We start from the raw sequence: 25,061 nt of genomic DNA, 5'->3' as shown, positions 1-25,061 counted from the left end.
GCTCTCATTTATAGTTATCTCACGTACCGCAAGGAGGTCCTTTTCCGCTCATGGATATCATCGCTGAAGCACGCCGTCAGTGGGCGAAGCGTTATTCCGCGCGCTCTGCTCGTGGCCTCGCCACGGTATCCTCCTTCGAACGTGCCGCACACATTTTGCGTAATGGCGCCGAAAATGTGCTGGCTCCTTATGGGGTGAGCTACAACCAGTTCGAGGTCCTCGCTGTGCTCATGTGGTCACGTGCGGGAAGCATGCCCATGTCTAAAATCAGCGCTCGGCTTCAGCTTCCACCGGCGTCACTCACTCACACGGTGCGCAAACTTGAGAAGGACGAACTTATCGAGCGGGTCAGCGATCCAAAAGACAAACGCTCAACCTTGGTCATGATCACCGACCAAGGCATCGTGTTGGCCTCGGCGGCGGGACCTGCCCTTGATCGCTATTTTGATTCCGTTGCGCTTTCTACTGGCGAGCAAGACCGCATCATTGCTGCTGCCAACCGCATCCGTCGCGCAGCAGGCGAAGATGTCGAGGAGTCCGACGCCCAGTAGCCATCAGTTCTTTAAGAAGCGTGCCCCCACGCTCGTGCGACCGAAGAAGCCAAAAAGGCTAACTCGCGGTTAAGGGTTTAAGCGTGCTTAAACTCTGGGTCGCGCTTCTCTACAAAGGCTGCCATGCCTTCCTTCTGATCATGAGAAGAGAACAAAGCGTGGAAGGTACGGCGCTCGAACTGGATACCTTGGGACAATGAGAGTTCATCAACCGCATTGACCTGTTCTTTGATTTGAGACGTTGCCACGAAGGACTTCGAGGCGATGAGTTTTGCCGTCTCCAGCGCCGAGTCAAGGAGCTCACCCGCAGGAACCACGCTGGCTACCAAGCCGGAGCGTTCTGCTTCCTCGGCTGCCATCATGCGGCCAGTCAGGCACATCTCCATGGCCTTCGCTTTTCCGATAGCTCGGGTCAGTCGCTGAGAGCCTCCCATGCCTGGAGTAACTCCCAAGTTGACCTCTGGCTGGCCAAACTTGGCCTTGTCGCCAGCGATGATGAAGTCACACATCATGGCCAGCTCGCAACCTCCACCGAGCGCGTATCCGTTCACTGCAGCGATGATCGGTGTGCGGGCTCGTGTGAGGACGTCCCAACCTGCGAACCAATCCGCGGTGTACATCTCTGTCGCCGATTTCGAGGACATTTCCTTGATATCTGCACCGGCGGCAAACGCTTTCTCTGAACCGGTAATAACGATTGCCCCTACTTCTGCATCGGCGTCGAATTCCTGAACTGCCTGGGTAACTTCAAGCATGGTGTCGTTGTTCAGGGCATTAAGCGCCTCCGGACGATTGAGCGTGATAAGTGCGACGCGGCCGCGCTTTTCGCTAAGAATTGCCATGGTAATAGTGTCCTTCCTGTGGTTTTTGATTGGTACCTAATCAGTGGTGATCGTTGAATTCTGGGGCTTCCACGCTGCCCTCGATGGGGTCAAGGACAGACGCCACCATGTCGTCGGGGACGGCGCCGATGGACTCATATTCCCAGGAGGGATTGCGGTCCTTATCGACGATTTGCGCGCGAATTCCCTCCACAAATTCCTTGTGTTTTTGCATGTTCACGGACATCCAGAACTCCTGGGTCAAGGTTTCCGCGAAGCTCATCGACGCATTGCGATTCAATGATTCCTCGGTGACGCGAATGCCCAGCGGGGAATTCAAGCTCATCCGTTTGGCGGCCTTCGCCGCCCAATGCCCGTCGCCGCCTGCTGCTGCAAGTCTTTGCAGGCGGTCAAGGGTCTCTTCAGCGGTGTCTGCGGCGTAGACGTCCACCATTTCGGCGCGGTCCTTACCGAAGCCTGGGCCCACTGACTCAGTGAACTTCTCAATATCGGCTGGGTCGCCCGTCTCCACCAGCTGCTCAACGAGAGCATCGAGTTTGTCCTTGGGCACGAAGTAGTCCGCGAAGCCGGTATCGATCGCCTCCGCGGCCCCCACGTGGATCGCGGTATACGCCAAGTGCCGGCCAAGACGATCCGCAGCCCGGGATAGAAGATAGGACCCACCGGCATCAGGCGAATACCCAATCCCAACCTCCGGCATTCCGATGCGCGAATCCTCGCAAACAATACGGTATGAGGCGTGCGCTGAGACACCAATTCCACCGCCCAACGCAATGCCTTCCATGAGCGCCACATAGGGCTTGGAATAGGTGGAGATTAAATAGTTCAGTTCATATTCCGTCTTCCAGAAATGGGCGCCTGCCGTGCCGCCCTCCAGTGCATCGTGGTACAAGGCCGCAACGTCGCCACCAGCACACAGCCCACGATCACCCGCGCCCCGGAGGATAACGAGCTTGACGCGGTCGTCGTCTTGCCAGTCCTTCAAAACTGCCGTCATCTCATCGATCATCGTCTGATTTAGCGCGTTAATGGCCTTGGGCCGGTTTAGCATAAGAACACCAGCATGGCCGCGGATGTCGTGGATAATTTCATTCGTCATCGTCTATTCCTCCTCTTTATGAACAATCGGGTGCGTTCTAGTGTGGAGCTTCAAGCAACAGAGCTTCACCCTGGCCACCGCCGCCGCACAAAGTGACACCCGCGCGATGGGCCTGGCCGCTCGCAAGGCGATGCGCCGCATGAACTACAAGTCGAGCACCGGATGCACCAATGGGATGTCCCAAGGCAATCGCACCGCCCTGCGGGTTCACCTCATCGGAATTGATTCCAAGGACATTGGCCGAATGAACCACCACTGCGGCAAAAGCCTCATTGATCTCAATGTGGTCGAGATCAGAAATGCCCCAGCCTTGGCGCTCAAGGGCTGCGAGGAGAGCCCGAGCGGGTTGCTCCTGCAAGGATGAATCCGGACCGGCTACCTGCCCTGGCGCACGTAAGACCGCCATGACCGGCAGTCCTTCCTTTTCCGCGTGCTCACGTGTGGTGAGAACTACTGCAGCCGCCCCATCCGTGATGGGTGAGGAGTTGCCGGCGGTAATACTCCCATCGCTCTGAAAAGCTGGTCGCAACCCGGCCAAGGTTTCTTCAGTAACCCCCTCCCGAATTCCTTCATCGTGTGAGACAGTGACCTCGTCGCGGCGACTCTTCACGGTGATGGGAGTGATTTCCTTGTCGAAGGCTCCCTCCTCACTCGCTTGCACAGCGCGCTGGTGGGACAACGCGGCACAGCGGTCTTGCTCTTGGCGGGTTGCGGGATAGCGTTCGGCATATTTCTCTGACAGCGACCCCATCGAAATCCCCAGGTCGGCCGCGCGCAAGCCATCGTGTTCCATATGATCGAGCAGTTCGACGGTACCGAACTTCTTCCCACTGCGTGACTGCGGCAGTAGGTGCGGCGCGTTTGACATCGACTCCATTCCCCCGGCAACTACCACCGTGGCTTCGCCGGAGCGAAGGAGCCGGGAGGCGTCGATAACCGCGGTCAGGCCGGACAAACAGACCTTGTTGACCGTTGCGGTGTGCGCGTTCGGAGAAATCCCTGCCCCTAGTGCTGCTTGCTTCGTGGGATTCTGCCCCACACCTGCCTGCAGGACCTGGCCACACACCACGGCATCGACGTCGTCAGGGTGAACCTGCGCCTGCTCGAGTGCGGCAGCGATGGCGCGGGATCCAAGCTCCGTCGCAGACAAGGGTGCAAGGGAACCAAGCAACTTGCCGAAAGGCGTGCGGGCAGCGCCCGCAATAACGATGTCCATAATTCGCTCTCCAAACTGTACGAAGTTAACCAGAATCGTACCGATGGATTGTGTGCCGCGCCACCCTTTTGCATCAATGTATGCTCGCACAATGCCAAAGCAGCGCGACACAAAACAGTTTGAAGTGCGGTGAAGGCTCCAAAACGGCCAGCTGCGGGGAGCACTGACTAGGCTCCCCGCAGCAGTTTGCATGTCGGATTAGACCGTGAGCATCAACGGAATAACCACGATTTTAACTATCTGCGCCACCACAATGGTGGCCGCGTAGCCAGTCATAATGCGGGAATCCGTGCTGATTCCTGTGGCGTAGTCGACCACGGCAGGCTGGCCGAAGATGCCGGAAACGCCGCCCGCGGTGCGGGTTTCTGACTGGCCGAGGAACCTGTTAGCCACAGCGAAGAGGACGACGACAACCACGGTAATGATGGCGGCGAGAGCCATGCATTTCAGGCCCATCCAGGAGAATGCCGTGGACTGGAAAGCTTCACTTGAGGCCAAGCCCACCGAAGCCAAGAAGATAACCAGGCCCCACTGCTGAAGAGCCAGATTGATAGAAGCCGGAACTTTCCAGGGCACGCGGCGCGTGCGGTGCAGAGCGCCGAGGATAAGTCCGGTAATCAATGGGCCGAGCGCAAAGCCAAGCTCGAAGGACGTGCCACCCGGTAGTGGAACCACAATGAGCGCGATGAGGTAGCCCAGGAACAGACCACCACCGACAGCAACCCAGTTCAGCTGGGAATACCCCTGAACCGAGTCACCGAAGTAATCACGAATATCGCCCAGGCGGTCCTGATCCACAATCACCGTCACCCGGTCGCCTGCATCGAGGTGCGTATCGAAGCTAGCCAGGAACTCTTCATCACCGCGTTGCACGTGGACAATGCGACCACCGTAGCGCTTGAAGAGGTTAAGGTCCTCCACGGTTCGACCAGCAATATCAGAGTTCGACACCACCACGGTTTCAATGACCAAGCGCTTGTCCACGAAGGGCACTTGAGGCTGACGCTTGCCTAGAGCAGCGGTAAGCTCGTGCCTTTTCGCCTTCGTCACGAGTACGCGCAGGATGTCACCCTTGCGAATCTCCGGATGGTCCCCGGCCACGGTTCGGATATTGCCGCGGCGAATCGTGGCGATAACAAACTGATCCTCGAATCGCTCCACCAACTCCTCGTAGGTGATGTCCTTGGTCACCCGAATAGTCCGGGAGCGGAAGACCTCCTCCGCAGAATTGTCCTTGTCCTTAGTGGCCGGCCAGGACTGCTTGAGCAGAAAAGCTACAAGGAGGATAGCGACGGCCACGCCTACCGGATAGCCCAAGGAGTAGCCCACGGCGGGCAGTTCCTCGCCCGTTTGCTGTTGCGCCACGGCCAGCGATGCCGTCGAGGTCGTCGCACCGGAAAACACGCCCACGGAGAGCAAGGGCGACAGTCCCAGCCAGCCGCCCGCGAGAAGCGCCACGGCGGCAGCACCCATCACCGCTATCGCGGCAGTAATCATGTGCTTGAGCTGTTCAGAGAAGCCTTTGAAGAAGCGCTCGCCGGCAGACAAGCCCTGCATATAGATGAAGAGGCCAAGGCCCATCTCCTGCAGGCTGCTTAAAATCGTGCCGTCGAGATCGATAAAGGCGCCGATGGCCAAGCCCACGAACAAGGTGCCGGCTGCGCCGAAGCGCAGCGGGCCAAAAGGAATCATGCCAAATAACGTGCCGAGCAAAGCAATAAAGAAAATGCTCAGCCAAATATTTCCATCAAATAGTGCCAACACGGGAAATCATTGTAAGAAAACACTCAGAAAACTCCATGCATGGGTCCGCTTCTCCTCCCCAGAGGAGGCACGACTCACACCGTGTTGGCAAAAGTGAGTCGCGCACGACCCCGCTGAGCTCACTAGCTGCTGAGGAATTCCTTCCACGCCGGCCATTCGGCATAGGTCTGCGCGCGCCCAGCCTCATAGTTGGAGCGCAGCTTTGTCACAGAACGCTCAGTCGATGCCACCTGCATATCCTCTGGGAAGAAAAGCTGTGCGCGCCCCTCCTTTTCCAGCTCCAGAAGCCGGTCCTTGGAGGCGTTGTACCGGGCCGGCCGGGCAATCATCGCCTCCGCCACGGCAGGGTACTTTCGGAAGATTCGTCGCAGCGCCGCCGGCCGCCCCACCTCAGGCCGCACGTAGCCACGCGGTTTCGACCCCAGGAACAGGAACTTCTCAAACCCGGCCTTCTCCGCCTGCTCGATAAGGATGCCGCCGGATTCCCCCATGGCGCCGTCGACATACGGCGCACCGTCGATGACGCGCATCGGCATGATCAACGGCAGCGTCGAGGAGGCGCGCACACGCACCATCAGGTCTTCCTGCGTCTTGATGTCTTCGCGCCCCCAATACACGCTCTCCCCCGTATCGGCGCGCGCGGCAGAAATACACATCTGTGCGGGGTTGGCGTCAAAGGCTTCCCAGTCAAAGGGCATGTCCTGGTCCGCAGCCTTCTCGTAGATGAACTCCGCATTGAAGTAGCCGCTACCGCGCAACAGCGAGCCCAGGCCGCCGAAGCTGGGGTTCTTGGCAAAGTCCACGAAGGATTCCTCGGAGCGAACCACATCGCGGGAAAGGAAGTTCACGGTGTGCGAGGAGCCCGCGGACACGCCTCCGACCCAGCCGAATTCCACCTCCTCCTTTAGGAGCTTGACGATGCACGCGGCGGTATAGGAATTGCGCATGCCGCCGCCTTCAATGACGAGTGCTGTATCTTTCGCGTCAATCACACTGCACGATGGTACCCCCGCGCTAGGATCGCGCCATGAGTTTGTTTTCTGCGGTAAAGGATATCGTCGATAAGCTCGGCGGCTCCCCCACCGTCCGCTTGGCTTCCCCGGATCCCCACGCCGTCGAGGTCTCTGTAGATCGCCTCTCCGTCCACACAGCCGGCGGCCTCATCATCTTGGTTACCTCCCCAGCCGGCGCACAAATACTCAGTGAGGTGGCGCGCTCCGGCGAGCCTGCGCAATTACGTGACCCTCAAACCACGGTGCATCTTTCCCCCACAACGAAGACTCAGCGCCCAGTCCATGATCCCAAGCGGGGCTGGGCCATCCCGCTATCCCCTGCGGAACGGGACACGCTGGCCCAGCTTCGCGCCGACCCCGGCGACTATGAGGTCTCCGAGGCCCTTGCCGTCTCCATCGAAACGACCCCTGAAGAAAGCTAGCCTGCCATGCTCATCCTTCCCTTCCAAGGACGCACTCCCCGCATCCACCGCAGCGCCTGGATCGCCCCGAATGCCACCATCATCGGTGATGTCACCATCGGTCCGGACTCCTCCGTGTTTTATGGCTCCGTGCTGCGCGGGGACGTTGGTTCCATCCGTCTAGGCGCCCGCGTCAATATCCAGGACAACTGCGTCATCCACGTTGAATCCACCGAGCCTTGCGTGCTGGAGGATGACGTTACCGTGGGCCACATGGCTATGCTCCACGGCACGAAGGTGGGTGCGGGCACGCTCGTCGGGATGAAAGCCACCCTGCTTTCGGGCTCCACCGTGGGCCCTGGCTCTCTCATCGCCGCCGGCGCGGTGGTGCTCGAAGGCCAGGACATTCCCGCCGGCACACTAGCCGCCGGGATGCCCGCCAAGGTGCGGCGCGAGCTGAGCCCGGAGGAATCCGCCGCCTTCATCCCGCACGCCGCGCGCTACGTCGAAATTTCAAAGAATCAGGCGCTGCTTGGCGACGCCCTCCCCCTCGACGCCGTCCTCTACGACTAGCTCCGCAACTGCCGTTGTTGCCAAAACTCCTGAACCTGCCGCAGGATCTGGCCAAAATTTTGGCAACTAGGGCAGTTCCACCACCGCGAAGCTAGGACAGCTACCGAGTCGCTTTAAAGGCAAGACTTTATAGCAGGGCGAAGATGCCCATGACCACCAGGAAAGCGGCCACGCCGTAGCCGCTCCACAATGCCACGGTGGTGGAGTTCTCCCGGGCCCACGCAAAGGCGCGTCCGGCCCAGGACTGTGGCTTCGCCCGCACAAGTGCGATAAACAATCCGCACACCGTCGGCAGCGAGAGCGCAAACGTGGCGTAGAAAAAGAGGCCACCATACTTAACGGTATTGCTAAAGTCCCCGGCCGCTAGGTGCATCAGGCCATAGAAAAAGGGCACGGAGGTCAAGGACTGGATAACGCCCATGGCATAGCCCACCACAACGGTCTTAGCCGAAGGAGTGCGCAGCGGGCCGAGCAGTTTCTGCACCATATCGTTGGGTTCGCCCTGGGAGCGCCAGGCTAGAAGTCCCAGAGCAAGGCCAATGACTACCAGCCCCCACCCCAGCAGAGGCGATTCCAAGGCCGCGGCAACCTTGTCCTGGATACCGACGAATACGAACATCACCACGGCGGCTGCGGTGAGCACACCGAACCAATCGCCGACGATGACGAGGGCCGCAATCTTGCGGTAGCTCCCCCGCGGAAGCATGATGCCGATAGCCACCAGGATTCCGATCAGTAGGGCGTTGACGGAATCGGCAAAGGCATTGAGCACGGCTTCAAGCATGCGCGCCAGTGTACAGGGCGCGTTTCCGGAACTTGCTCTGGGCACCTGGTCTTCAGCGCCCTGCGCCATGCCTCGGACTAGTGGTGCAGCCTGAGGAAACATTCACTCACTGTTTACCGTTAAGGGCCCTCATGTGAAGGCCGTAAACGGTAAGGTATTGAAAAGTGCTTGCCGCCGCGACGGGGTTTCCCATCGTCGGCGGCACCATAGCTCATGCCCCCGACAGTGAAAATGGAGAGATAAAGTAATGAAGGTAGCGATTCTCGGCGGCGACGGCTTCTGTGGGTGGCCCGCTTCTCTTTATCTCTCCGACCAAGGCCATGACGTCATCATCGTGGACAACCTCTCCCGGCGCGCCATCGATGAAGAGCTGGGGGCGGAATCCTTGACGCCCATCGCCTCTATTGAGGAGCGCCTGGCTGCGTGGACCGAGGTTTCCGGCAAGACCATTGGCTTCCGCAACCTCGACGTGGCCCACGACTACGACGGCTTGTTGGAGTTCCTCAACACTGAGCGCCCAGATGCCGTGGTGCACTTCGCCGAGCAGCGCGCCGCCCCCTACTCCATGAAGAATTCGCGCACCAAGCGCTACACGGTGGATAACAACATTAACGCCACCCACAACCTACTCGCCGCCATCGTGGAATCTGAGCAGGATATCCACGTCGCGCACCTGGGCACCATGGGTGTCTACGGCTACGGCACCGCCGGAATGAAGATCCCGGAAGGCTACCTGGACGTGCAAGTGGATACGGGTGAGGGGGGCGTCGTCAAGCAACAGATCCTGTACCCCTCCAACCCGGGCTCGGTCTACCACATGACGAAGGTGCTGGACCAGCACCTCTTTGCTTACTACGCCAAGAATGATGAACTGCGCATCACCGATCTGCACCAGGGCATCATTTGGGGCACGCACACGGAGCAGACCCAGAAGGACGAGCGCCTGATCAACCGCTTTGATTATGACGGCGACTACGGCACGGTGCTCAACCGCTTCCTCATCCAGGCTGGCATTGGTTATCCGCTGACCGTGCACGGCACCGGTGGCCAGACCCGTGCCTTTATCCACATCCGGGACATGGTGCGCTGCATCGAGCTAGCTTTGCAGAACCCGCCGGCGCGCGGTGAGCGCGTCAAGATCATCAACCAGATGACGGAGACCCACCGCGTGCGTGACTTAGCGGAGTTGGTTGCGAAGATCTCTGGCGCAGAGGTGGCCTACGTGCCGAACCCGCGCAAGGAATCCGCGGAGAATGAGCTCCACGTCACCAACGACACCTTCCTCAACCTGGGGTTGGAACCGACCACCTTGTCTGAAGGGCTGCTGCACGAGGTCGAAGAAGTCGCGCGCAAATATGCCGACCGCGCTGACCGCTCCAAGATTCCGGCGCAATCGCTGTGGACGCGCCAGCAGCACGCCGGCGTTCCCTCCACGGAGGCCTAGTCCTCCGTGCGCATCGCTATCGTTACCGAGGTCTTCCTGCCCAAGATCGACGGCGTGGTCACGCGCCTGACGCGCACGCTGGACCAGCTGGCCGCGATGGGCCATGAGGTCCGGATTTTTGCCACGGGAAAGGCCCCTGCCACTTACGCCGGTTTTGAGGTCACCCGCATACCCAGTTTGTCGCTGTGGGTCTACCCGGAGATTAAATTTGGATTGCCCTCGTGGAGGTTCTTTAAGGAAATCAGAGATTTCGATCCCGATGTCATCCACGCGGTCAATCCCATTTGGACAGCGGCCCTCGGCGTCTTTGCCGCGCAGCGCGACGCCGTACCGCTGGTGGCCAGCTTTCACACCAACGTGCCTGAATACGTCGATGCACTGGGCATCGGGTGGACCCGCCCGCTGACTGAGGCCGCTCTGAAGTACCTGCACAACCAGGCTGCGGTGAATCTCTGCACCTCAGGCCCCATGGTGGATAAGGCTCGGGAGGTGGGGATCCACAACGTGCACCTGTGGCCCAAGGCTGTCGATACGCAGGCCTACCACCCAAGCCGCGCCACCGCGCAGATGCGCGAGCGCCTCACCGACGGTAACCCGGACTCCCCGCTGGTGACCTATATCGGGAGGGTCTCCAAGGAAAAGGACTTGGAGCGCCTCGATCACGTGATGCGCCTGGTGCGGGCAGAGCTTGGTGACGCCTGCCTTGCCGTCGTCGGCGATGGCCCTGCGCTGGAGGAGCTCAAGGCCAACTTCGATCCTTCGCACACCGTGTTCACCGGTTACTTGTCCGGTGAGGAGCTCGCTGCTGCCTTCGCTGTCGGAGATGTCTTCCTCTTCCCCTCCGCCACAGAGACACTGGGCCTTGTGGCGCTGGAGTCCTTCGCCTCGGGTGTGCCGGTCATCGGCACGAATGCCGGCGGTATTCCCTTCGTCATTGAGGAAGGCGTTACAGGACACCTCATCGAGCCCGATGCCGATGATGAGGCCTGGGCCAGCGCTACCGTCAATCTTCTTCGTGATGCCACGCGGCGGGAGACGATGGGTGCTGCCGCCCGCCGCGAAGCCGAAAAGTATTCCTGGGTAGAATCCACCCAAGCCCTCCTTCAGGCCTATGAGGAGGCTATCGAGCATCCCTTCTTCAGGGAATAAAACCAAGTCAAGGAGCACTAATGGACTCAGCCCAGGACCTGTACTCCGCTGGCGCCTTCATTCAAGCCGGCATCGACGCCGCGTTCTCCTCACGCTTGGGCGACGTGCGCGACGTCGAGGTGAACTTTGCATCTTCCGACTCCGGGCCCGCCACCGATCAGCGCGCGGTGGTGCGTTTTACTACCGCCTCTGGGACCTATGATTTCGATGGCCTGCGCCTAGCCACAATCCAGGATGGCCGCTTGCACTGGTCTACGGGGTTGACGGAACACGCGCCGCAACCGGAGTTCCACGGTCCGCAGCCCGATTCCGCCCTGCTGCGCGGCTTGGCGCGGCGGCTGGTGGGTGACCGCCCAGTCATCCGCGTCCCGCAGGGCGAGGGCGAGGCGCTCGTCGCCGTCGACTTCGCGGAGATCCACCCCGATCCCCGTGTCAGCATCCTGGCCGGACTTGAGCATACGGGGGATATTGAGGGAGGCGTCGACGAACGCCTCGCCACCGCCGAGCTCGCCTCCTATGTGGGCGTGGCACCAGATGGTGTACAAGGCCTCGCGCACTTCCACGGCACCCGGATCACGGCTCTCCCCCATCCCTCAGGCCGCGGCGGGCTCAGCGCACGCGATGTGCTGGCCGACGCCCACTTTATGGCCACCGAGCACAATTTCTTCCTGGAGGCCCGATTCCCCAACCTGTGGGCTGACCTTGACCCTGACACGTCGCGCACCGTGGTGAACTCCGATTATGGTTCGCATACGGTTCCCTCCCATCTCATCGCCACCCTCAACGCCACAACGAGCACCTTTACGTGGGCATGGGCGGACGAGCTCTCCGGTTCCATGTCCGCCCACGCCGCAGCAAACCTGCGCCGCTTCGGATACGACAATGCCATCCCCGAGCTGATTCGCGCCCGCGTACCCATCCCCGAGGCACGCTCTCTGCGCTTGCCGCAGCTAGCCATGCCAATTCTGGGGCTGTGGACCCTGCTGCCAGTGCAGCTACCCGACGGCCGCCAAGGCCTGGCGCTTTCTGACGCCCCCGCGTTTCACCTGCCCGCGCCTTCACGGGCCGCCGCGCAGGCCACGCTCAATGTTGCGGTGCCGGCGGGAGTGGATGAGCAGCGGGCGCGCGCCGCATACCAGCGAGCACGCCCTATATAACCGCTAGGAGCTCAGCACCGCGCGGAATTCTTCGACGTCAACGTCCTCCATGGTCGCCGGGTTAAACGCTGCGTCCTGGGTCTTATCCACCAGTACCGCACGCACGCCTTCGGAAAAGTCGGGGCGGCGATACATGTGCATGCCCAGTTTGAGTTCTAGCAGGAGCGCCTCACGGATATCGTCGACAGCGGCTTCCGCCTCATAGAGCTCATTGGCCGCGATGATGGCAGCCGGGCATGCGGCTGCCATGAGGCGACGCACCTCGCCGGCGATCTGCGGGCGCTTGTCCAGCTCCGCGGAAATCTCCTCCCACGTGGGCAGCGCGAAGGTCTCCTCCAGGTCTTGAGCCACCTGCTCGAGCGGTGCTGGCTGCTGTGGCGCGGGTAGGGCCAGCTCTTCCAGTGCGGCATCAATACCGCGCTCGATAGCGGCTTCAATCAGCTCGGCTGCATCCTTGACCACGTGGGTTGCCACGCCCGTCCACAGCATGTCCGCGGCATACATGCGGTACCCGCTCAGACCCCAAAACTTTGCCAAACCCGGCGAGGCTACACCGCGGGTTCCCACCATGCGCTGGGCCGCATAAGCTACTCCGACGTCCGTGACGTAGCCGATATTCATCTCCGGCATCGAAGCGAAGGCCTTTTCCGTCACCACGCGGTGCGAACCGTGCAGGGAAATGCCCAATCCACCGCCCATGACGACGCCGTCGATGACGGCGATGTAGGGCTTCGGAAACTCGGCGATATCGCCGTTGGTGAGGTACTCGCTGGCGAAGAAGGCATCAACCTCTTCCAGCTTGCCTTCCGCGATTCCCTCCCGCGCGTGGCGCACGTCGCCGCCAGCGCAGAATGCCTTGGGACTGTTGGAGTAAATAAGGACCTGCTCGATGTCGTCATCCTGCGCCCACGCTTCGAGGGAGCGGCGGATGATGTCAATCATGTCCGGGTTCAAAGAGTTCAGGGCCTTCGGCCGGTTGAGTTCGAGGACTCCGGTATGGTTGCGCACGGAAACGAGTACTGGATCAGTCGTAGTCATGCGCACCAGTGTTCCATATCACAAAAGTTTCAGCCACCTATTTCTTGGCGCTACGTTGGACATGGTTCCCTGCCTCTAGCCCAACACTTTTAGATTGGTGTGACTTACTTGCTCCCACAACTTGTTGCCCTTGATATGGACGGCACGCTCCTCGACGCGCATGGCCAACTCCCTGCAGACTTTTTGGAGCTCCAGGACCTAGCCACTGCCCGCGGCTGCGAGCTGGTTCCGGCCTCGGGGCGCCAACTGGCCACCTTGAAGGACATGTTCCCGAAAGGCGAAACGTTTATCGCCGAAAACGGCTCGGTCATCATGCGCGGCGGCGAGATCATCGCGGCATTCCCACTTGCGGAATCCACCGTGCACGCGGCACGAGAGGCTGCTGCGACCATCGGCGTGGAACATACCGTAGTTCTATGTTCCCCGGAGACCGCCTACGTTGCACGGGATGTGTCAGACGCGGCACGTACAGAGATTGCAAAGTACTACAAGGCGGTCACCTGGGTCGATGACTTGGATGCAGTGCCGGATAGCAACATCATCAAGATTGCTATTTTCTGCGAATCTGGTTCTGAGGCGCACATTTACGATCCCATCGTCCGCGCCGTCCCGGAGGACAATGTCGCGGTATCCGGCAAGGTCTGGCTCGATGTGATGGCCCGCGGCGTGGAAAAAGGTACGGCGCTAACTAAGCTCGCTGAGCTCGCCGGTATTCCGATCGCAGCCACTGTGGCCTTCGGTGACTACCTCAATGATTTCGAGATGCTGCGCGCCGCCGGGACGGCTGTGGCCATGGAAAACGCGCATCCTCAGCTGAAGGAAATCGCAGATATCATCGCCCCAGCTAATACCAACAACGGGGTTAGCACCGTACTACGCCAGCTTTTGCGCACCTAACACGCTCCCCCGCAGCCTTGCCCGAGTAGCCCGCACGCACAGAGTAGGATTACTCGGGTTACTGAGCCTCAGTACCCGAACCCCGGTGTCTACCTGCGGAGTGTGTAGTGAAGAAGTTTTTGCGGTCGATGATGTCACGTTTGGCAAAGGGCGAGTCGTCTGCATCGAGTCCCGCTCCGTCCTCCTCGGCGGATTCCTCGAAAACTACCTCGCCTTCACCCGCTGCAGCTTCCGCGCGCACTGCGCCTGCTACGCCCTCTCAGTCCCCGCCACCTGCTAAGTCCACCGCGCCTACCGCGAACGATAAGCCTGCTAAGGCAAGCGCCCCTAAGACTCCACCAGCACCCACTGGGCACGGACCCCGTAATGCCCAGCGTCCTGCCTCTCGGCCTGGCCGCGTACGCCCACGTTCGGCTGAAGACTTCACTCTAGATCTGACTCCGGATGCACTTCCCAAAGCCTCGGCGGTGAAAAAGGCCAAACTAGTTAAAGCCCGCGAAGAGGCCGAAGTAGCTTCGGCCGGTCGACGCGGCCCACGTCGGGCCATTCCGCGGCACCCGAACCCGCAGGCTCCCGCCCAACGACGCCAGGCACCTGCAACGCCCAGCGCCGACAAGGCTTCAACAACCAAGCCATCACAAACTCAGCCCGCTGCGAAGCAGCCACCTGCACACGGCGACAAAGCACAGTCTCCTTCCCCGGCTCCAGCACACCCCAAGCGGCAAGAAGGAGCCGAAAAGGCCGCGACGGCCCAGAAACCCAAGAAAGCCCCGGCGACTGCAAAGGCCAACGAGGAGACAAAAACCGAGGCGGCCGCAAAGCCCCGGGAAACCACAACGCCCCAAAAGAGCAAAGGAACCGGGGAATCCAAGCAACCTGAGAAGAAGGCTTCACCCGGCACCGAGAACGAGATTTCGCGTGCTCTGGCCCGCCGCTCGCAATCCGTCGGGGCGTTAAGCGCCAAGCAGGAAAAACGCCGATCAGAAAAGCGGCGAGTAGCACAGGCTTCCCCCACTGCCGCCGCTGCAGCCGCCCCTGCAACCGCAACCGTCGCGGCGGGCACAGCCGCCGCAGCTCCAGCAGCTGCTTCTGCATCCGCCCGCAACGCAACCGCCTCTGGCCCCACTGCCCCCGCTGGCTCAAAGCGCCGTGCGCGCGCCCGCCTGCGCCAAGTGCCGGGCCTGGATGGTCTGCGCGGTCTAGCGGTCCTCGCCGTGGTGATCTACCACTTCTTCGGGGATATTCTCCCCGGCGGCTACCTCGGTGTGGACATGTTCTTTGTCCTTTCCGGGTTCCTCATCACCTCGCTGCTTGTTCGCGAGTTCAACGTCACTGGACGCATCAGCCTCAAAGGCTTTTGGCTCCGCCGCTTCCGGCGAATCCTTCCGGCCGCACTCATAGTCCTGTCCATATGCACGGCGATAGTGGCGCTCATTGGTGGGGACCTGGCCGTTGGCATCCGCGAGCAATTCTTGGGCACGTTCTTCTTTGTCAACAACTGGACCCAAATCGCCACGAGCCAAACCTATTTTGCGCCTAATGAAGTACAAGTTTTCGCGCACTATTGGTCCTTGGCCGTCGAGGAACAGTTCTACCTGATCTGGCCGCTTTTGATGTTTGGCGTCTTTGCCATTTCCCGCCGCAAGCCCAAGCGCCTGCCCATCGCCGTATCGCTCATCCTCGCAAGTGCGTCGGCCGTCGCCATGGCGCTGCTCTATAGCCCGGGCGAGGATCCCACGCGTGTGTACTACGGCACCGATACCCACGCGTTCGGCCTCCTCATCGGCGCGATGCTGTCCCTCCTCATGACCTCCACCGACAAGGACATGGACGCGGATTCTTGGCCGGCCACAAACAAGGGCATTCTCGCCGGAACCGTTGGTTCCTTCGCATTAGTTGGCTACCTCGCGCAATTGGTGTGGATGGGCGCGGATCGGGATTTCACCTACCGCGGCGGCCTCGTCCTTACCAGTGTCCTCGGCGCGGCAATGATTTGGGCAGTGGTGCGCGAATCTGGTCCCCTCACGTGGATCTTCCGCACCCGTGTGATGCGGTGGCTGGGCCAACGCTCCTTCTCCCTCTACCTCTGGCACTGGCCGGTGGTAATGATTGTCCACGCGCTGTCCGACGCCCCCTCCTGGCTCCTAGGCCTCCTTTCGCTTCCGCTGAGCTGCGTGCTGGCTGAGGTGACCTACCAGTTTGTGGAAAACCCCTTCCGCCGCGCCGGATTCCGCCCTACGTGGCGCGCCTACTGGGCTGCACGCCCCAGCGCGAAAGAGGTCAAGGATGGTTTTGGCAAGGCCATGTGGCCTGCCGTTCCCGTCCTCGTTGTTCTTTCCGTACTGGGCGTGGGCTACGCGCTGGTGACGTCGGAGGATAAGAGCGAACTGGAGCGCGAGCTCGAGCGCATGGCGCTGTCCAACGAACAGGCGGAGAATTCTGCCCCGGCACAGTCATCGTCTGTCCCCGCAAAGCCTTCCGAGACCACGAAGCCGAAGGAAAAGCGTGCGCTTCCCACTGGAAACGAGATTAGTGCTATCGGTGATTCCGTCATGCTCGCTGCCTCCGAGGCTCTCAATGAGCGTTTCCCAGGCATTAGCATCGACGCCACGATCTCCCGCCACTATTCGGCAGCCCTTCCTGTCATCAAGGCGCAGAAGGATTCCGGGCAGTTGCGCTCCACCGTGTTTGTGGGTTTGGGAACCAACGGGGCTACGTTTGAGGGCCAGATGGACGAGCTCATCGACATTGTCGGCCCCGAGCGCACGCTGGTGCTCGTCTTGCCCTACGGCGAGCGCGATTGGATGGGACAGGCACGCGCCGAGATCATTGACGCCGCGACTGCTCACGACAACGTCTACATCGCAGACTGGTGCGGCATGGCTCAGGAGAACCCGGCCATGCTTTACGACGACGGCGTCCACCCGCTCCCCGAAGGCGCACATCTTTACGCAGATGCGCTGTACGACGCCATGGAGCAATACGCCAACGAGGAAAAGGACCTCACTACGGTGTGCTCCCGCTAGCTAAAAGCCCCTGATGATCGCTAAAAGCCGCCCGGCTTCTGCCGGGCGGCTTTTGTAAACGCGTGGGGTTTAGACCGAGAATTCAGCCATCTTGTCCCATTCCGTCTTGCCGTCGATGTGAGTGTTGATGATGTCCGGGGTCTCTACCAGGTACTTCGGCAGCTCCTCGCACGAGCGCTTGAAGTGCTCGGTGCTGACGTGGTCGACATCAGTGCCGTCCTTATAAGACTCGAGGAGCAGGAAGCGCTGCTTGTCTTCCGGATCGCGGAACCACTTGAAGTCAATGCAGCCGGGCTCTGCCTGGCAGGCCTTGGTGTACCAGTCGATCTCTTCCAGGAAGGTATCGGCGTACTCGGGCTTGACGTGGAACTGTACGTTGATCAAAATCATGGGCCCCACTGTAACCTTCTCCGCGAAAACGTGCAGAAGGCCCTGCCTGTAGCGGCAGGGCCTTTTGTAAAAGCGGCTTATCACCGGCCGCGTGAAGGTCTACTTGTTGAAGAAGTACTCCGCAACGTAGACGTGGGTGCCGTCGAAGGCCTGCGCAACGCCGAAGCCGGTGCCGTCAGTCTTGGTCACAGGAACATCGCGGTTGAGCCAGTTCACGCGATCCTTAGCTTCCTGCTCCGTGAGCTTGTAAATGTTACCGCTGCCCTCTTCCAAATGAGTCAGGCCATCGCCTGCATTGTCCTGGAAGGTAACCTTGCCGGCCGCAGCCTGGTTTGCCCATTCCTGGGCGATGTTCTTGGCGTTGGCATCTTCGTGGTGGCCCTGCTTAATCAGGTGGGCATGGGTTGCGCCAACGAGCTCATCGGCCACCGCCGGGGTCGGCTTCTTGATGAAGTCCGGCAGCTGGACGTTGTACTGCTTAGCCAGGTCATAAGCCTGCGCAGGAAGCTCGACTTCAAAGGAGTTGACCTGCTCCATAGCCTGGGAAGACAGCTGGTTCAGTTCCTGGGGCTGTGCGGACGATGGGTTAGCCGGGGCGGCCTGGGCCACGGAGACCGAAAGAAGGGCGGTGAGGGATACTGCCACGGCGGAGGTAGCGGACAGGCGGGAAACACGACGCAAAGAATTCATAACTACCACCGTGCCATAAGTCCGCCCGCCTTGAAAAAGACTTCCCGGTCATACGGCATTTTCGATATCACTTTGTTATCAGCTGCCGGTGGAAAGGACCGGCGTGGAAGAATGACCGGAGACTTGCTTTTAGGATTCTTCGAGAGGTTGATCACTGGTGCTGGATGTCTTAACCGGATTTGCCATCATTTTTGTGGTTATCGGTGTGGGGTTCTTTCTGGGTCACCGGGGCGTTATCGGCCATGGTGAGGCGCGCCTGTAGTTCAACCGCACAGCATTCTGGGCTGCAACTCCGGCGCTCATCTTCTCCAGCGTGGCCACCTCGGATACCTCTGCCTTTATGTCTCCGGTTGTCGCTGTCATCGCGATTGCCTCGGTCGCCACGATGGCCCTGTATGGCTTGCTCAGCGCGCTGTTCTTCCGGCGGAGCGGGGCTGAGACGATGGCCGGAGCGGCCGCGGCCAGCTACTACAACTCCGTCAACATCGGGCTGCCCATCGCCACCTATGTCATCGGTGATGCCACCTTTGTGGTGCCAGCACTCGTACTTCAGATGGCGGTGCTCTCCCCTTTCATCATCGCCGGCCTTAACGCCCAAGGAACGAGCCTGCGCTCGATAGGCAGCTCTGTGTTCTCTGGGCTTACGGCACCGGTTGTCATCGCTGCCGTCGCCGGCTTCATCGTTTCGGCAGCAGGCTGGCACGTGCCAGAGGTCATCATGGCTCCCCTCGAGATCCTCGGCGGGGCTTCCATCCCGATGATCCTGATGAGTTTCGGCGCTTCCCTCACCGGAGACGGGTTGCTGGCTAGCGACCGCCTACCAACCATGACCGCCACCGTGCTCAAGCTCGTAGCCATGCCAGCCATCGCCTTGGCGACGGTCCTAGCCTTGGGCCTGAGCGGCAAGGAGCTATACGCGGTACTCATCTTGTCTGCGCTTCCGACCGCGCAGAATGTTTATAACTACGCCGCGACCTACCAATCGGGAGAGACGGTGGCGCGCGATACGGTCTTCCTCACCACTTTTCTCTCCTTGCCGGCCATGCTCGCCATCGCAGCATTCTTCGGGTAGAGCTGACCCTCGCTGGCGAGCACTAGCCGTCGAACACTAGCCTTCCAGCTTCTCCCCCAGCTCCAGCCATTCCATCTCTAGCTCCTCGCGCTCGGCGGCCACCGCTTTGAGGTCGGCGTCGAGCTTGGCCAGCTCGCCGCTGTCTCCCTCTCCGGAAGACATCTTCTCCGCGGCCTGCGCCATCTTTTCATTCAGCTTCGCCGTCTTGTCGTCGAGCTTGCCCATCTTGCGCTCGAGCGCGTTCATCTTCTTGGTCAGCTCGCGCTCCTCCTGGGAACTCAGCCGTTTTACCGGGGCGGTTTCCGTACGCTGATCGTCAGCGTTCTTCGAGGCCTCGCCCAAGTCGAGCACACCGCCAGCGGTGGCGGCTTCCATCTCCTGGCGGCGGCGCAAGTACTCCTCGATTCCGCCCGGCAGGTTGGTGAGCTTGCCATCCCCAAACAGCGCATAGGTGTTGTCCGCGATGCGCTCAATGAGGTAACGGTCGTGAGAAATAACCACCAAGGTTCCCGGCCACGAGTCCAGCAAGGATTCAAGTTCTTGGAGGGTATCGATGTCGAGGTCGTTCGTGGGCTCGTCGAGAAGCAGCACGTTTGGCTCCGCCATGAGCACTCGGGTCAGCTGCAAACGGCGGCGCTCACCGCCCGATAGGTCACCGACGGGTGTGCGCTGGCGCTTGGCAGAAAAGCCCAGGCGCTCGGCCAGCTGGGAGGCAGAAAGTTCTTTCTTGCCCAGGTGGACGTAGGTGGCGACGTCTTCGACAGCGTCGAGAAGCCGGCGCTGTGGATCCAGGTCATCGAGCTCCTGGCGCAGCCAGCCCAGGCGCACGGTCTTGCCCTCGATGCGTTTGCCAGCGGCAAGCTCGACTTCACCGGCAAGGGCGCGCAGCAGCGTGGTCTTACCGGAACCATTAACGCCGACGAGGCCGATGCGCTCGCCCGGCGCCAGCCGCCAGGTGAGGTGATCCACCAGCGTGCGCCCATCGGGTGTCGTAACCTTTGCATCCTCAAGCTCGATGACGACTCGCCCCTGGCGCTGCTTGGAAAAGGCCATGAGCTCGACCTTGTCGCGCGGCGCGGGAACATCCGCGATGAGTGCCTCGGCTGCCTCAATGCGGTAGCGCGGCTTCGAGGTACGGGCAGGCGCCCCGCGGCGCAGCCACGCCAGCTCTTTGCGCGCCAGATTCTGGCGGCGCTGCTCGATGGCATCGGCTTGGCGGGCGCGCTCAGCGCGGGCAAAGGTCCAGTCGTTATAGCCGCCCTCGTAGGCATCGACGACGCCGTCGTGCACCTCCCAGGTCGTGGTGGCCACAGTGTCGAGGAACCAGCGGTCGTGCGTGACGACGACGACCGCTAGCTTGCGCGAAAGCAGGTGGCTGGCCAGCCATTGCACGCCCTCGACATCGAGGTGGTTGGTCGGCTCATCGAGTACCACGATGTCAAGGTCTTGAACGAGTGCGGCGGCCAGGTTGACGCGGCGGCGCTCACCACCGGAGAGCGATCCCACAGGGGTGTCTAGCCCTAGGTCAACAATGCCGAGGCCGCCGAGGACATCGCGCACCTTCGCGTTGGATGCCCACTCGAAGGTTTCCAGCCCGAGCGGTTCGATGATGACTTGGGCGATGGTGAGGGACTCCTCCAGCTCGAACCGCTGGGTTACCACCGCCATGCGCAAATCCGAGTTGTGGGATACGCGGCCCGCGTCCGGCGGCTCAATGCCGGTGAGGACCTCCAGCAGCGTGGTCTTGCCGCCGCCGTTGACGCCGACGATGCCGATGCGATCACCGGTTTGAACACCGAGCGAGACCCCGTTCAGCAGGGTCTTGAGCCCGAAGGACTTGGTTACGTTTTCGAGGTTAATGAGGTTCGCCATAGCGAGAGTTCATCTTAGTGTCTCAGCGTGGAAATCTGGCTGCAGGCCTCTACACCAGCGTTGCACCAGTAGCCGGCCCATAGGTCACCAATCCGCGGGTCCCGCGGTTATCGGCGCACACCTGGGCCACCACCTCCTGCGCGGTCTCCTCGTCTTCGCAGAGGAAGGCGCAGGTGGGCCCGGAACCGGAGACAATTCCCTTGAGGGCGCCGGCGGCCTCACCAGTATCCAGAATCTTGCGCAAGTCCGGGCGCAGCGAGAGCGCTGCTGGCTGGAGGTCATTGTGCATCACTGCGGCGAGCTCGCGGGGGTTGCCTCCTACGAGGGCCTGCCCCACGGCTTCAGTATCGAGGTGCGGGGTACTTCCACGTCCGGCACCCCGCAGCTCATCCAGCTTGCGGAATACCGACGGCGTGGACAAGCCCTCAGCATTGGTGATGATCGCCCAGATATAGCGCCCACGCGCCAGCATCGGAGTCAGAAGCTCACCGCGGCCGCGTCCCAAAGCCGTGCCGCCCATGAGGGTAAAAGGCACATCGGAGCCGAGTTCCGCGGCGAGTTCGTAGAGTTTTTCCATGCTGAGAGGCTCACGACCAAACTCAGCGCTCAGCGCGTGATTGGCCAAAAGCAGGGCCGCGGCGGCATCGGCAGACCCGCCGGCCATCCCGCCGGCAGCGGGGATGTTCTTTTCCATCGTGAGCGTGCCAGCTGCCGGTAGCATGAGGTTTTTCGCCACCAGCTCCACCGCGCGCCATGCCAGGTTCTCGGTCGATGCCGGCACGCCTGTCGCGTGGTTACCCGTGACCTCCACGGCACAGCCCTCGCCCCAGCGGTAGCTCACGCGGTCGTGTACATCGAGGGATTGGAACACGGTGGCAAGCTCGTGGAAACCGTCCGCGCGGGCCTCGCCCACACCCAGGTGCAGGTTAACCTTGGCGTGGGCATGCGCCTGCCACAGCTGCATGGAATCAGTCACTGTATTACTCATGAGGCTTCCGCCAATCGGACGAAGTCCTCCACACCTAGCTTCTCGCCGCGCAGGCGCGGATCGATATTCGCCGCGCGCAGCGCCTCCTCGGCTGCCGCGGCGGAGCCATAAAAGCCCGCCAAGGCGGCGCGGAGGGTCTTACGGCGTTGGGCAAAGGAGGCGTCGATCAGCGCAAAAAGCCGCGGGCGCAGCGCCTCGTCGAAGGGGCGGGTGCAGTCGATGCGCACCAGGCCTGACTCAATCTTCGGCGCCGGCCAAAACACGTTCTTGCCGATTGTCCCGGCTTGCCTAACCGGGCCATAAAAAGATGCCTTCACACTAGGAATGCCGTAGACCTTGCTGCCCGGCGCGGCGGCGAGGCGCTCAGCCACCTCCAGCTGCACCATGACCAAAACGCGGCGAATCGATGGGTAGACCTCCAGCAGGTGGAGCAACACCGGTACCGCGACGTTATAGGGCAGGTTGGCCACCAAGGCGGTGGGCTCCCCCAACTCACCCGCTTCAACGGTGAGCGCATCCTTCTCCACCACGGAAAGGCGATCCGCAAAGTCGGCTGCCCGCGCGGCCACGGTATCCGGCAGTTTGCCAGCCAGACGCGGGTCAATCTCCACGGCCGTCACGTGCGCAACTTCCCCCAACAGCCCCAGGGTCAGCGAACCCAGCCCGGGGCCCACCTCAACCACGCGGTCCTCTGGGGACAAGTCGGCAGCAGCAACGATGCGGCGGATGGTGTTCGGGTCATGCAGAAAGTTCTGGCCCAGCTTCTTCGTCGGCGTCACGTCAAGCTCAGCGGCGAGTTCGCGGATCTCCACTGGGCCCAGCAGATGGGGTTGAGTCATACCACTCAGACTAATACGCGTGGCTCGTAAGCTTTAGCGCAGGCCGAGCTTGGCGGTACACGCAGGCCATGCACCCCAGCCCTGCGCGGCTTGAACCTTCTCTGCCACAGCGATCTGCTGCTCGCGAGAAGCCTGCCATGCCTCCGGGGCATACTCGGTGCCACCAAAAGCAGCCCAGGTCGACGGGGTGAACTGCAGGCCACCGGAGAAACCATTGCCTGTGTTGATTGCCCAGTTTCCGGTTGCCTCACACTGTGCGATGGAATCCCACACGGAGCCATCCGCAACGGCCGGCGCGGTGGACTTCGGCTTGGTTCCGCGCGCAATCACGGCAGCAACGGCCTCCCTGCGCACGTCTTCCTTGATAATCTCGTTGGATTCTTCCTTGCCGTTGACCTTGACAATCTTGCGGGTCACGGCGCGCGAACCGGGGGTTCCCTCCTCGCGGACTTCCTCAGTGCCTTCCTCGAGCTCTGGGTCATCGACATAATTAGCCGGCGCGTCAAAGTCCTCCGTCTTTTCCTCTTCGGAGATCTCGACGCGGTCCACAGTAATGGCGGTACCCGCCTTCACCGGCGTATCCAGAGCTGGGGATACGCGGTCATCCTTGCCCACCGTGATTCCACGAGCCTCGAGCACGTCCCCCACAGTCTTGGCCGCAACGCTGGCATAGGAAACGGAACCGCCGTCAGTAAGCTTGACGATCTTCGGGGACACCACTTCAAGGTTCATTCCCTCAGTCACCGTTTCATCCTCCTCCACGGTCTTGGAACCGGAAGTGATGGCAGCACCCGGGGCGATTCCATCGAGGCCGCCCAGCAGGTCAGACACCGTGAGATCGGTGGAAGAGAGCTGCTTTTCGACGCCATCGATGGTAACCGCGACAGGCTTGGCAGTGCGAACGGTGATCGAATCACCATCAGCGACCTGCTCTGACAGGGCCGGGTAGACAACGTCCTCTCCCCCAACGTTGACTCCGGCAGCCTCGAGGGCAGCGTTGACATCACCAGCGAAGGTGGCCAGCTGAGTGGTCTCGCCGTTCACGTCAAGCGTGATGTCCTTCTGCGTGCTGACGGCAACGACGCCGCCCACGGCTAGGGTGCCAAGCACACCACCGGTAGCCATGCGCAGCGGCAAAGAGCGGGAATTGTTGATTCGCTTGATCTGCTTCTTCGGGGACATAAACCTTTACTCGTCTTCACGATGCTTCGTATTCACAATGCGGGGACCCGCATTCTGAACACCTGTCACGGCGCGCCCCACGCGCGCCTGCCGGCGACATCACTACCGGACTAACTTTGAATAACAATACGGTAACAGAACGTAACTTACGAAATGCATTCACGCGCCGCGGCCACTAGCAGCACACTCGTCACAACAAACACGTGCGCCACCACTGAGCAGCACCTTTAGATAAAGTGAAAATCCTCACACACCAAAGACCCGCGCGAAGGTTGTGGCCACCTCCGCCGCGAGGTCTTCCACTTCTTGACCACGCGCCTGCGCCACGCAACGGTACGTGTGCCCAATCAAGGAAGGCTCATTACGCGCACCCCGGAAAGGCTCCGGCGTCATGTACGGTGCATCCGTTTCAATCAGCAGTTGCCCTGCCGGCGCAATGGCAGCGGCCTGGCGCATCTCCTCATTACGCTTGAAAGTAACGTTGCCGGCGAAAGACAGAACGTATCCGCGTTCGAGGGCTTCTTTGGCCACGGCGAGCGGCGAGGAAAAGCAGTGCAGCATCACCGTCGGCGGCTCTGGGCAGTCCCCCAGCACACGCATGAGGTCCTCATCGGCCTCACGGTTGTGGATCATGAGCGTCTTTCCTACCTTCGCCGCCAATTCCGCGTGCCAGCGCAGCGCTTCCTCTTGGACTTCAAGGGGCGCGGTGGTTTCCGGCTCGTGGTGAATCCAATAGGTATCTAAGCCTGTCTCCCCGATGGCCACGCAGCGCGGATCCGCAGCCATCTCGCTCAAGCGCAAACGAGCAGCCTCATCAAGTTCAGCCGCCTTAGTGGGGTGAATGGCGCACGCGGCATACACGTTGTCGAATTCCTGCGCCGCCGCCAAAGCCTTCTCCGCCTCAGCCAAGCCATCACCCACGGTAACGATGCGCTCAACACCAGCAGCACGAGCACGCTCAACGAGGTCGACATCAGCGTCGCGGCAGGAGGCGAGGTGCGTGTGGGCGTCGATAAGCTGGCTCAAACCTTCGGCGGGAACGGGCGTGGGGCGTGGCTTCTTCTTAGACATGGC

General features: G+C 61.1%; 23 protein-coding genes and 1 pseudogene. 9 read left to right on the top strand and 15 right to left on the bottom strand.

Features of this window, described 5'->3' with window-relative positions:
* Positions 1-50 precede the first annotated feature (50 nt).
* Positions 51-551, top strand: coding sequence for a MarR family winged helix-turn-helix transcriptional regulator (locus M5J06_RS00480; protein ID WP_250223688.1), 501 nt, complete (start codon positions 51-53; stop codon positions 549-551).
* Between the two features lie 77 nt (positions 552-628).
* On the opposite strand, the gene M5J06_RS00475 is transcribed toward M5J06_RS00480, so the two are convergent.
* The 5 genes from M5J06_RS00475 to M5J06_RS00455 all read right to left on the bottom strand — a co-directional run bounded on the left by M5J06_RS00475 (position 629) and on the right by M5J06_RS00455 (position 6,464).
* A complete protein-coding gene (locus tag M5J06_RS00475; protein ID WP_250223687.1) occupies positions 629-1,393 on the bottom strand; it encodes an enoyl-CoA hydratase in 765 nt (254 codons plus the stop codon).
* Positions 1,394-1,433: 40 nt separating this feature from the next.
* Positions 1,434-2,492 (bottom strand): enoyl-CoA hydratase/isomerase family protein, encoded by a 1,059-nt coding sequence (locus tag M5J06_RS00470; RefSeq protein ID WP_250223686.1) that lies wholly within the window; start codon positions 2,490-2,492, stop codon positions 1,434-1,436.
* Positions 2,493-2,529: 37 nt separating this feature from the next.
* Positions 2,530-3,708, bottom strand: coding sequence for an acetyl-CoA C-acyltransferase (locus M5J06_RS00465; protein WP_250223685.1), 1,179 nt, complete (start codon positions 3,706-3,708; stop codon positions 2,530-2,532).
* 198 nt (positions 3,709-3,906) lie between these two features.
* Positions 3,907-5,472 carry an aspartate-alanine antiporter-like transporter gene (locus M5J06_RS00460; protein ID WP_250223684.1) on the bottom strand — a complete coding sequence of 522 codons (1,566 nt, stop codon included), beginning with the start codon at positions 5,470-5,472 and terminating at the stop codon, positions 3,907-3,909.
* Between the two features lie 122 nt (positions 5,473-5,594).
* Complete coding sequence (locus M5J06_RS00455; protein ID WP_070565770.1) at positions 5,595-6,464, bottom strand: patatin-like phospholipase family protein; 870 nt, start codon at positions 6,462-6,464, stop codon at positions 5,595-5,597.
* A 35-nt stretch (positions 6,465-6,499) separates the two neighbouring features.
* Here M5J06_RS00455 and M5J06_RS00450 point away from each other — a divergent pair, with 35 nt between their 5' ends.
* On the top strand, positions 6,500-6,907 hold the full coding sequence (locus tag M5J06_RS00450; RefSeq protein WP_250223683.1) for a hypothetical protein: 408 nt from the start codon (positions 6,500-6,502) through the stop codon (positions 6,905-6,907).
* A 6-nt stretch (positions 6,908-6,913) separates the two neighbouring features.
* The gene (locus tag M5J06_RS00445) at positions 6,914-7,459 is read left to right on the top strand and encodes a gamma carbonic anhydrase family protein (RefSeq protein ID WP_250223682.1); all 546 of its coding nucleotides are present in this window, start codon (positions 6,914-6,916) and stop codon (positions 7,457-7,459) included.
* Positions 7,460-7,586: 127 nt separating this feature from the next.
* Here the strand turns inward: M5J06_RS00445 and M5J06_RS00440 are convergent, their stop codons facing one another.
* Positions 7,587-8,243, bottom strand: a complete 657-nt coding sequence (locus M5J06_RS00440; RefSeq protein ID WP_070530598.1) for a sulfite exporter TauE/SafE family protein — start codon at positions 8,241-8,243, stop codon at positions 7,587-7,589.
* 247 nt (positions 8,244-8,490) lie between these two features.
* Between M5J06_RS00440 and M5J06_RS00435 the strand changes: the two genes are divergently transcribed.
* From M5J06_RS00435 to M5J06_RS00425, 3 genes are read left to right on the top strand one after another with little or no spacing between them, the layout of a single operon-like run.
* Entirely contained in the window at positions 8,491-9,687 is a 1,197-nt protein-coding gene (locus M5J06_RS00435) for an NAD-dependent epimerase/dehydratase family protein (protein ID WP_250223681.1), read from the top strand.
* Positions 9,688-9,693: 6 nt separating this feature from the next.
* Positions 9,694-10,836 carry a glycosyltransferase family 4 protein gene (locus M5J06_RS00430; protein WP_250223680.1) on the top strand — a complete coding sequence of 381 codons (1,143 nt, stop codon included), beginning with the start codon at positions 9,694-9,696 and terminating at the stop codon, positions 10,834-10,836.
* 20 nt (positions 10,837-10,856) lie between these two features.
* The gene (locus tag M5J06_RS00425; protein ID WP_250223679.1) at positions 10,857-11,993 is read left to right on the top strand and encodes a DUF6882 domain-containing protein; all 1,137 of its coding nucleotides are present in this window, start codon (positions 10,857-10,859) and stop codon (positions 11,991-11,993) included.
* A 3-nt stretch (positions 11,994-11,996) separates the two neighbouring features.
* On the opposite strand, the gene M5J06_RS00420 is transcribed toward M5J06_RS00425, so the two are convergent.
* Positions 11,997-13,031 (bottom strand): enoyl-CoA hydratase/isomerase family protein, encoded by a 1,035-nt coding sequence (locus M5J06_RS00420; protein ID WP_250223678.1) that lies wholly within the window; start codon positions 13,029-13,031, stop codon positions 11,997-11,999.
* Between the two features lie 99 nt (positions 13,032-13,130).
* On the opposite strand from M5J06_RS00420, the gene M5J06_RS00415 reads away from it, so the two are divergent.
* Entirely contained in the window at positions 13,131-13,928 is a 798-nt protein-coding gene (locus tag M5J06_RS00415; RefSeq protein WP_367615183.1) for an HAD family hydrolase, read from the top strand.
* A 58-nt stretch (positions 13,929-13,986) separates the two neighbouring features.
* Here M5J06_RS00415 and M5J06_RS12420 read toward each other — a convergent pair whose 3' ends face one another.
* Positions 13,987-14,169 carry a hypothetical protein gene (locus tag M5J06_RS12420; RefSeq protein WP_070565752.1) on the bottom strand — a complete coding sequence of 61 codons (183 nt, stop codon included), beginning with the start codon at positions 14,167-14,169 and terminating at the stop codon, positions 13,987-13,989.
* Between the two features lie 226 nt (positions 14,170-14,395).
* On the opposite strand from M5J06_RS12420, the gene M5J06_RS00405 reads away from it, so the two are divergent.
* Positions 14,396-16,954: an acyltransferase family protein gene (locus M5J06_RS00405; protein WP_250223677.1), complete on the top strand. Its 2,559-nt coding sequence runs from the start codon at positions 14,396-14,398 to the stop codon at positions 16,952-16,954.
* Between the two features lie 69 nt (positions 16,955-17,023).
* On the opposite strand, the gene M5J06_RS00400 is transcribed toward M5J06_RS00405, so the two are convergent.
* Both M5J06_RS00400 and M5J06_RS00395 read right to left on the bottom strand, forming a co-directional pair.
* Positions 17,024-17,344 (bottom strand): putative quinol monooxygenase, encoded by a 321-nt coding sequence (locus tag M5J06_RS00400; RefSeq protein ID WP_070686397.1) that lies wholly within the window; start codon positions 17,342-17,344, stop codon positions 17,024-17,026.
* A gap of 99 nt (positions 17,345-17,443) precedes the next feature.
* Positions 17,444-18,034: a hypothetical protein gene (locus M5J06_RS00395; RefSeq protein ID WP_070530613.1), complete on the bottom strand. Its 591-nt coding sequence runs from the start codon at positions 18,032-18,034 to the stop codon at positions 17,444-17,446.
* Positions 18,035-18,191: 157 nt separating this feature from the next.
* Between M5J06_RS00395 and M5J06_RS00390 the strand changes: the two are divergent.
* Positions 18,192-19,106, top strand: a pseudogene (locus tag M5J06_RS00390) (AEC family transporter).
* Positions 19,107-19,142: 36 nt separating this feature from the next.
* Here the strand turns inward: M5J06_RS00390 and M5J06_RS00385 are convergent.
* The 5 genes from M5J06_RS00385 to M5J06_RS00365 form a co-directional block, all read right to left on the bottom strand.
* On the bottom strand, positions 19,143-20,978 hold the full coding sequence (locus M5J06_RS00385) for an ABC-F family ATP-binding cassette domain-containing protein (protein WP_070520795.1): 1,836 nt from the start codon (positions 20,976-20,978) through the stop codon (positions 19,143-19,145).
* Between the two features lie 49 nt (positions 20,979-21,027).
* On the bottom strand, positions 21,028-21,966 hold the full coding sequence (locus tag M5J06_RS00380) for a 4-(cytidine 5'-diphospho)-2-C-methyl-D-erythritol kinase (protein ID WP_250223676.1): 939 nt from the start codon (positions 21,964-21,966) through the stop codon (positions 21,028-21,030).
* Complete coding sequence (gene rsmA, locus M5J06_RS00375; RefSeq protein WP_144268881.1) at positions 21,963-22,805, bottom strand: 16S rRNA (adenine(1518)-N(6)/adenine(1519)-N(6))-dimethyltransferase RsmA; 843 nt, start codon at positions 22,803-22,805, stop codon at positions 21,963-21,965. Before rsmA ends, M5J06_RS00380 begins: the two co-directional genes overlap by 4 nt.
* 33 nt (positions 22,806-22,838) lie before the next feature.
* Positions 22,839-23,987 carry a resuscitation-promoting factor gene (locus M5J06_RS00370; protein WP_070597502.1) on the bottom strand — a complete coding sequence of 383 codons (1,149 nt, stop codon included), beginning with the start codon at positions 23,985-23,987 and terminating at the stop codon, positions 22,839-22,841.
* 246 nt (positions 23,988-24,233) lie between these two features.
* Complete coding sequence (locus tag M5J06_RS00365) at positions 24,234-25,058, bottom strand: TatD family hydrolase (RefSeq protein WP_250223675.1); 825 nt, start codon at positions 25,056-25,058, stop codon at positions 24,234-24,236.
* Between the last annotated feature and the right edge of the window lie 3 nt (positions 25,059-25,061).

The sequence above is a fragment of the Corynebacterium intestinale genome (assembly GCF_023574125.1).
Taxonomy (GTDB): Bacteria; Actinomycetota; Actinomycetes; order Mycobacteriales; family Mycobacteriaceae; genus Corynebacterium; species Corynebacterium hesseae.
This window is presented reverse-complemented; position numbering and strand designations above follow the sequence as displayed.

Coding starts and splice junctions, on each gene's coding strand:
- M5J06_RS00480 (WP_250223688.1), top strand. CDS start 51: ATGGATATCATCGCTGAAGCACGCCGTCAGTGGGCGAAGCGTTATTCC.
- M5J06_RS00475 (WP_250223687.1), bottom strand. CDS start 1,393: ATGGCAATTCTTAGCGAAAAGCGCGGCCGCGTCGCACTTATCACGCTC.
- M5J06_RS00470 (WP_250223686.1), bottom strand. CDS start 2,492: ATGACGAATGAAATTATCCACGACATCCGCGGCCATGCTGGTGTTCTT.
- M5J06_RS00465 (WP_250223685.1), bottom strand. CDS start 3,708: ATGGACATCGTTATTGCGGGCGCTGCCCGCACGCCTTTCGGCAAGTTG.
- M5J06_RS00450 (WP_250223683.1), top strand. CDS start 6,500: ATGAGTTTGTTTTCTGCGGTAAAGGATATCGTCGATAAGCTCGGCGGC.
- M5J06_RS00445 (WP_250223682.1), top strand. CDS start 6,914: ATGCTCATCCTTCCCTTCCAAGGACGCACTCCCCGCATCCACCGCAGC.
- M5J06_RS00440 (WP_070530598.1), bottom strand. CDS start 8,243: ATGCTTGAAGCCGTGCTCAATGCCTTTGCCGATTCCGTCAACGCCCTA.
- M5J06_RS00435 (WP_250223681.1), top strand. CDS start 8,491: ATGAAGGTAGCGATTCTCGGCGGCGACGGCTTCTGTGGGTGGCCCGCT.
- M5J06_RS00425 (WP_250223679.1), top strand. CDS start 10,857: ATGGACTCAGCCCAGGACCTGTACTCCGCTGGCGCCTTCATTCAAGCC.
- M5J06_RS00420 (WP_250223678.1), bottom strand. CDS start 13,031: ATGACTACGACTGATCCAGTACTCGTTTCCGTGCGCAACCATACCGGA.
- M5J06_RS00400 (WP_070686397.1), bottom strand. CDS start 17,344: ATGATTTTGATCAACGTACAGTTCCACGTCAAGCCCGAGTACGCCGAT.
- M5J06_RS00395 (WP_070530613.1), bottom strand. CDS start 18,034: ATGAATTCTTTGCGTCGTGTTTCCCGCCTGTCCGCTACCTCCGCCGTG.
- M5J06_RS00385 (WP_070520795.1), bottom strand. CDS start 20,978: ATGGCGAACCTCATTAACCTCGAAAACGTAACCAAGTCCTTCGGGCTC.
- M5J06_RS00380 (WP_250223676.1), bottom strand. CDS start 21,966: ATGAGTAATACAGTGACTGATTCCATGCAGCTGTGGCAGGCGCATGCC.
- rsmA (WP_144268881.1), bottom strand. CDS start 22,805: ATGACTCAACCCCATCTGCTGGGCCCAGTGGAGATCCGCGAACTCGCC.
- M5J06_RS00370 (WP_070597502.1), bottom strand. CDS start 23,987: ATGTCCCCGAAGAAGCAGATCAAGCGAATCAACAATTCCCGCTCTTTG.
- M5J06_RS00365 (WP_250223675.1), bottom strand. CDS start 25,058: ATGTCTAAGAAGAAGCCACGCCCCACGCCCGTTCCCGCCGAAGGTTTG.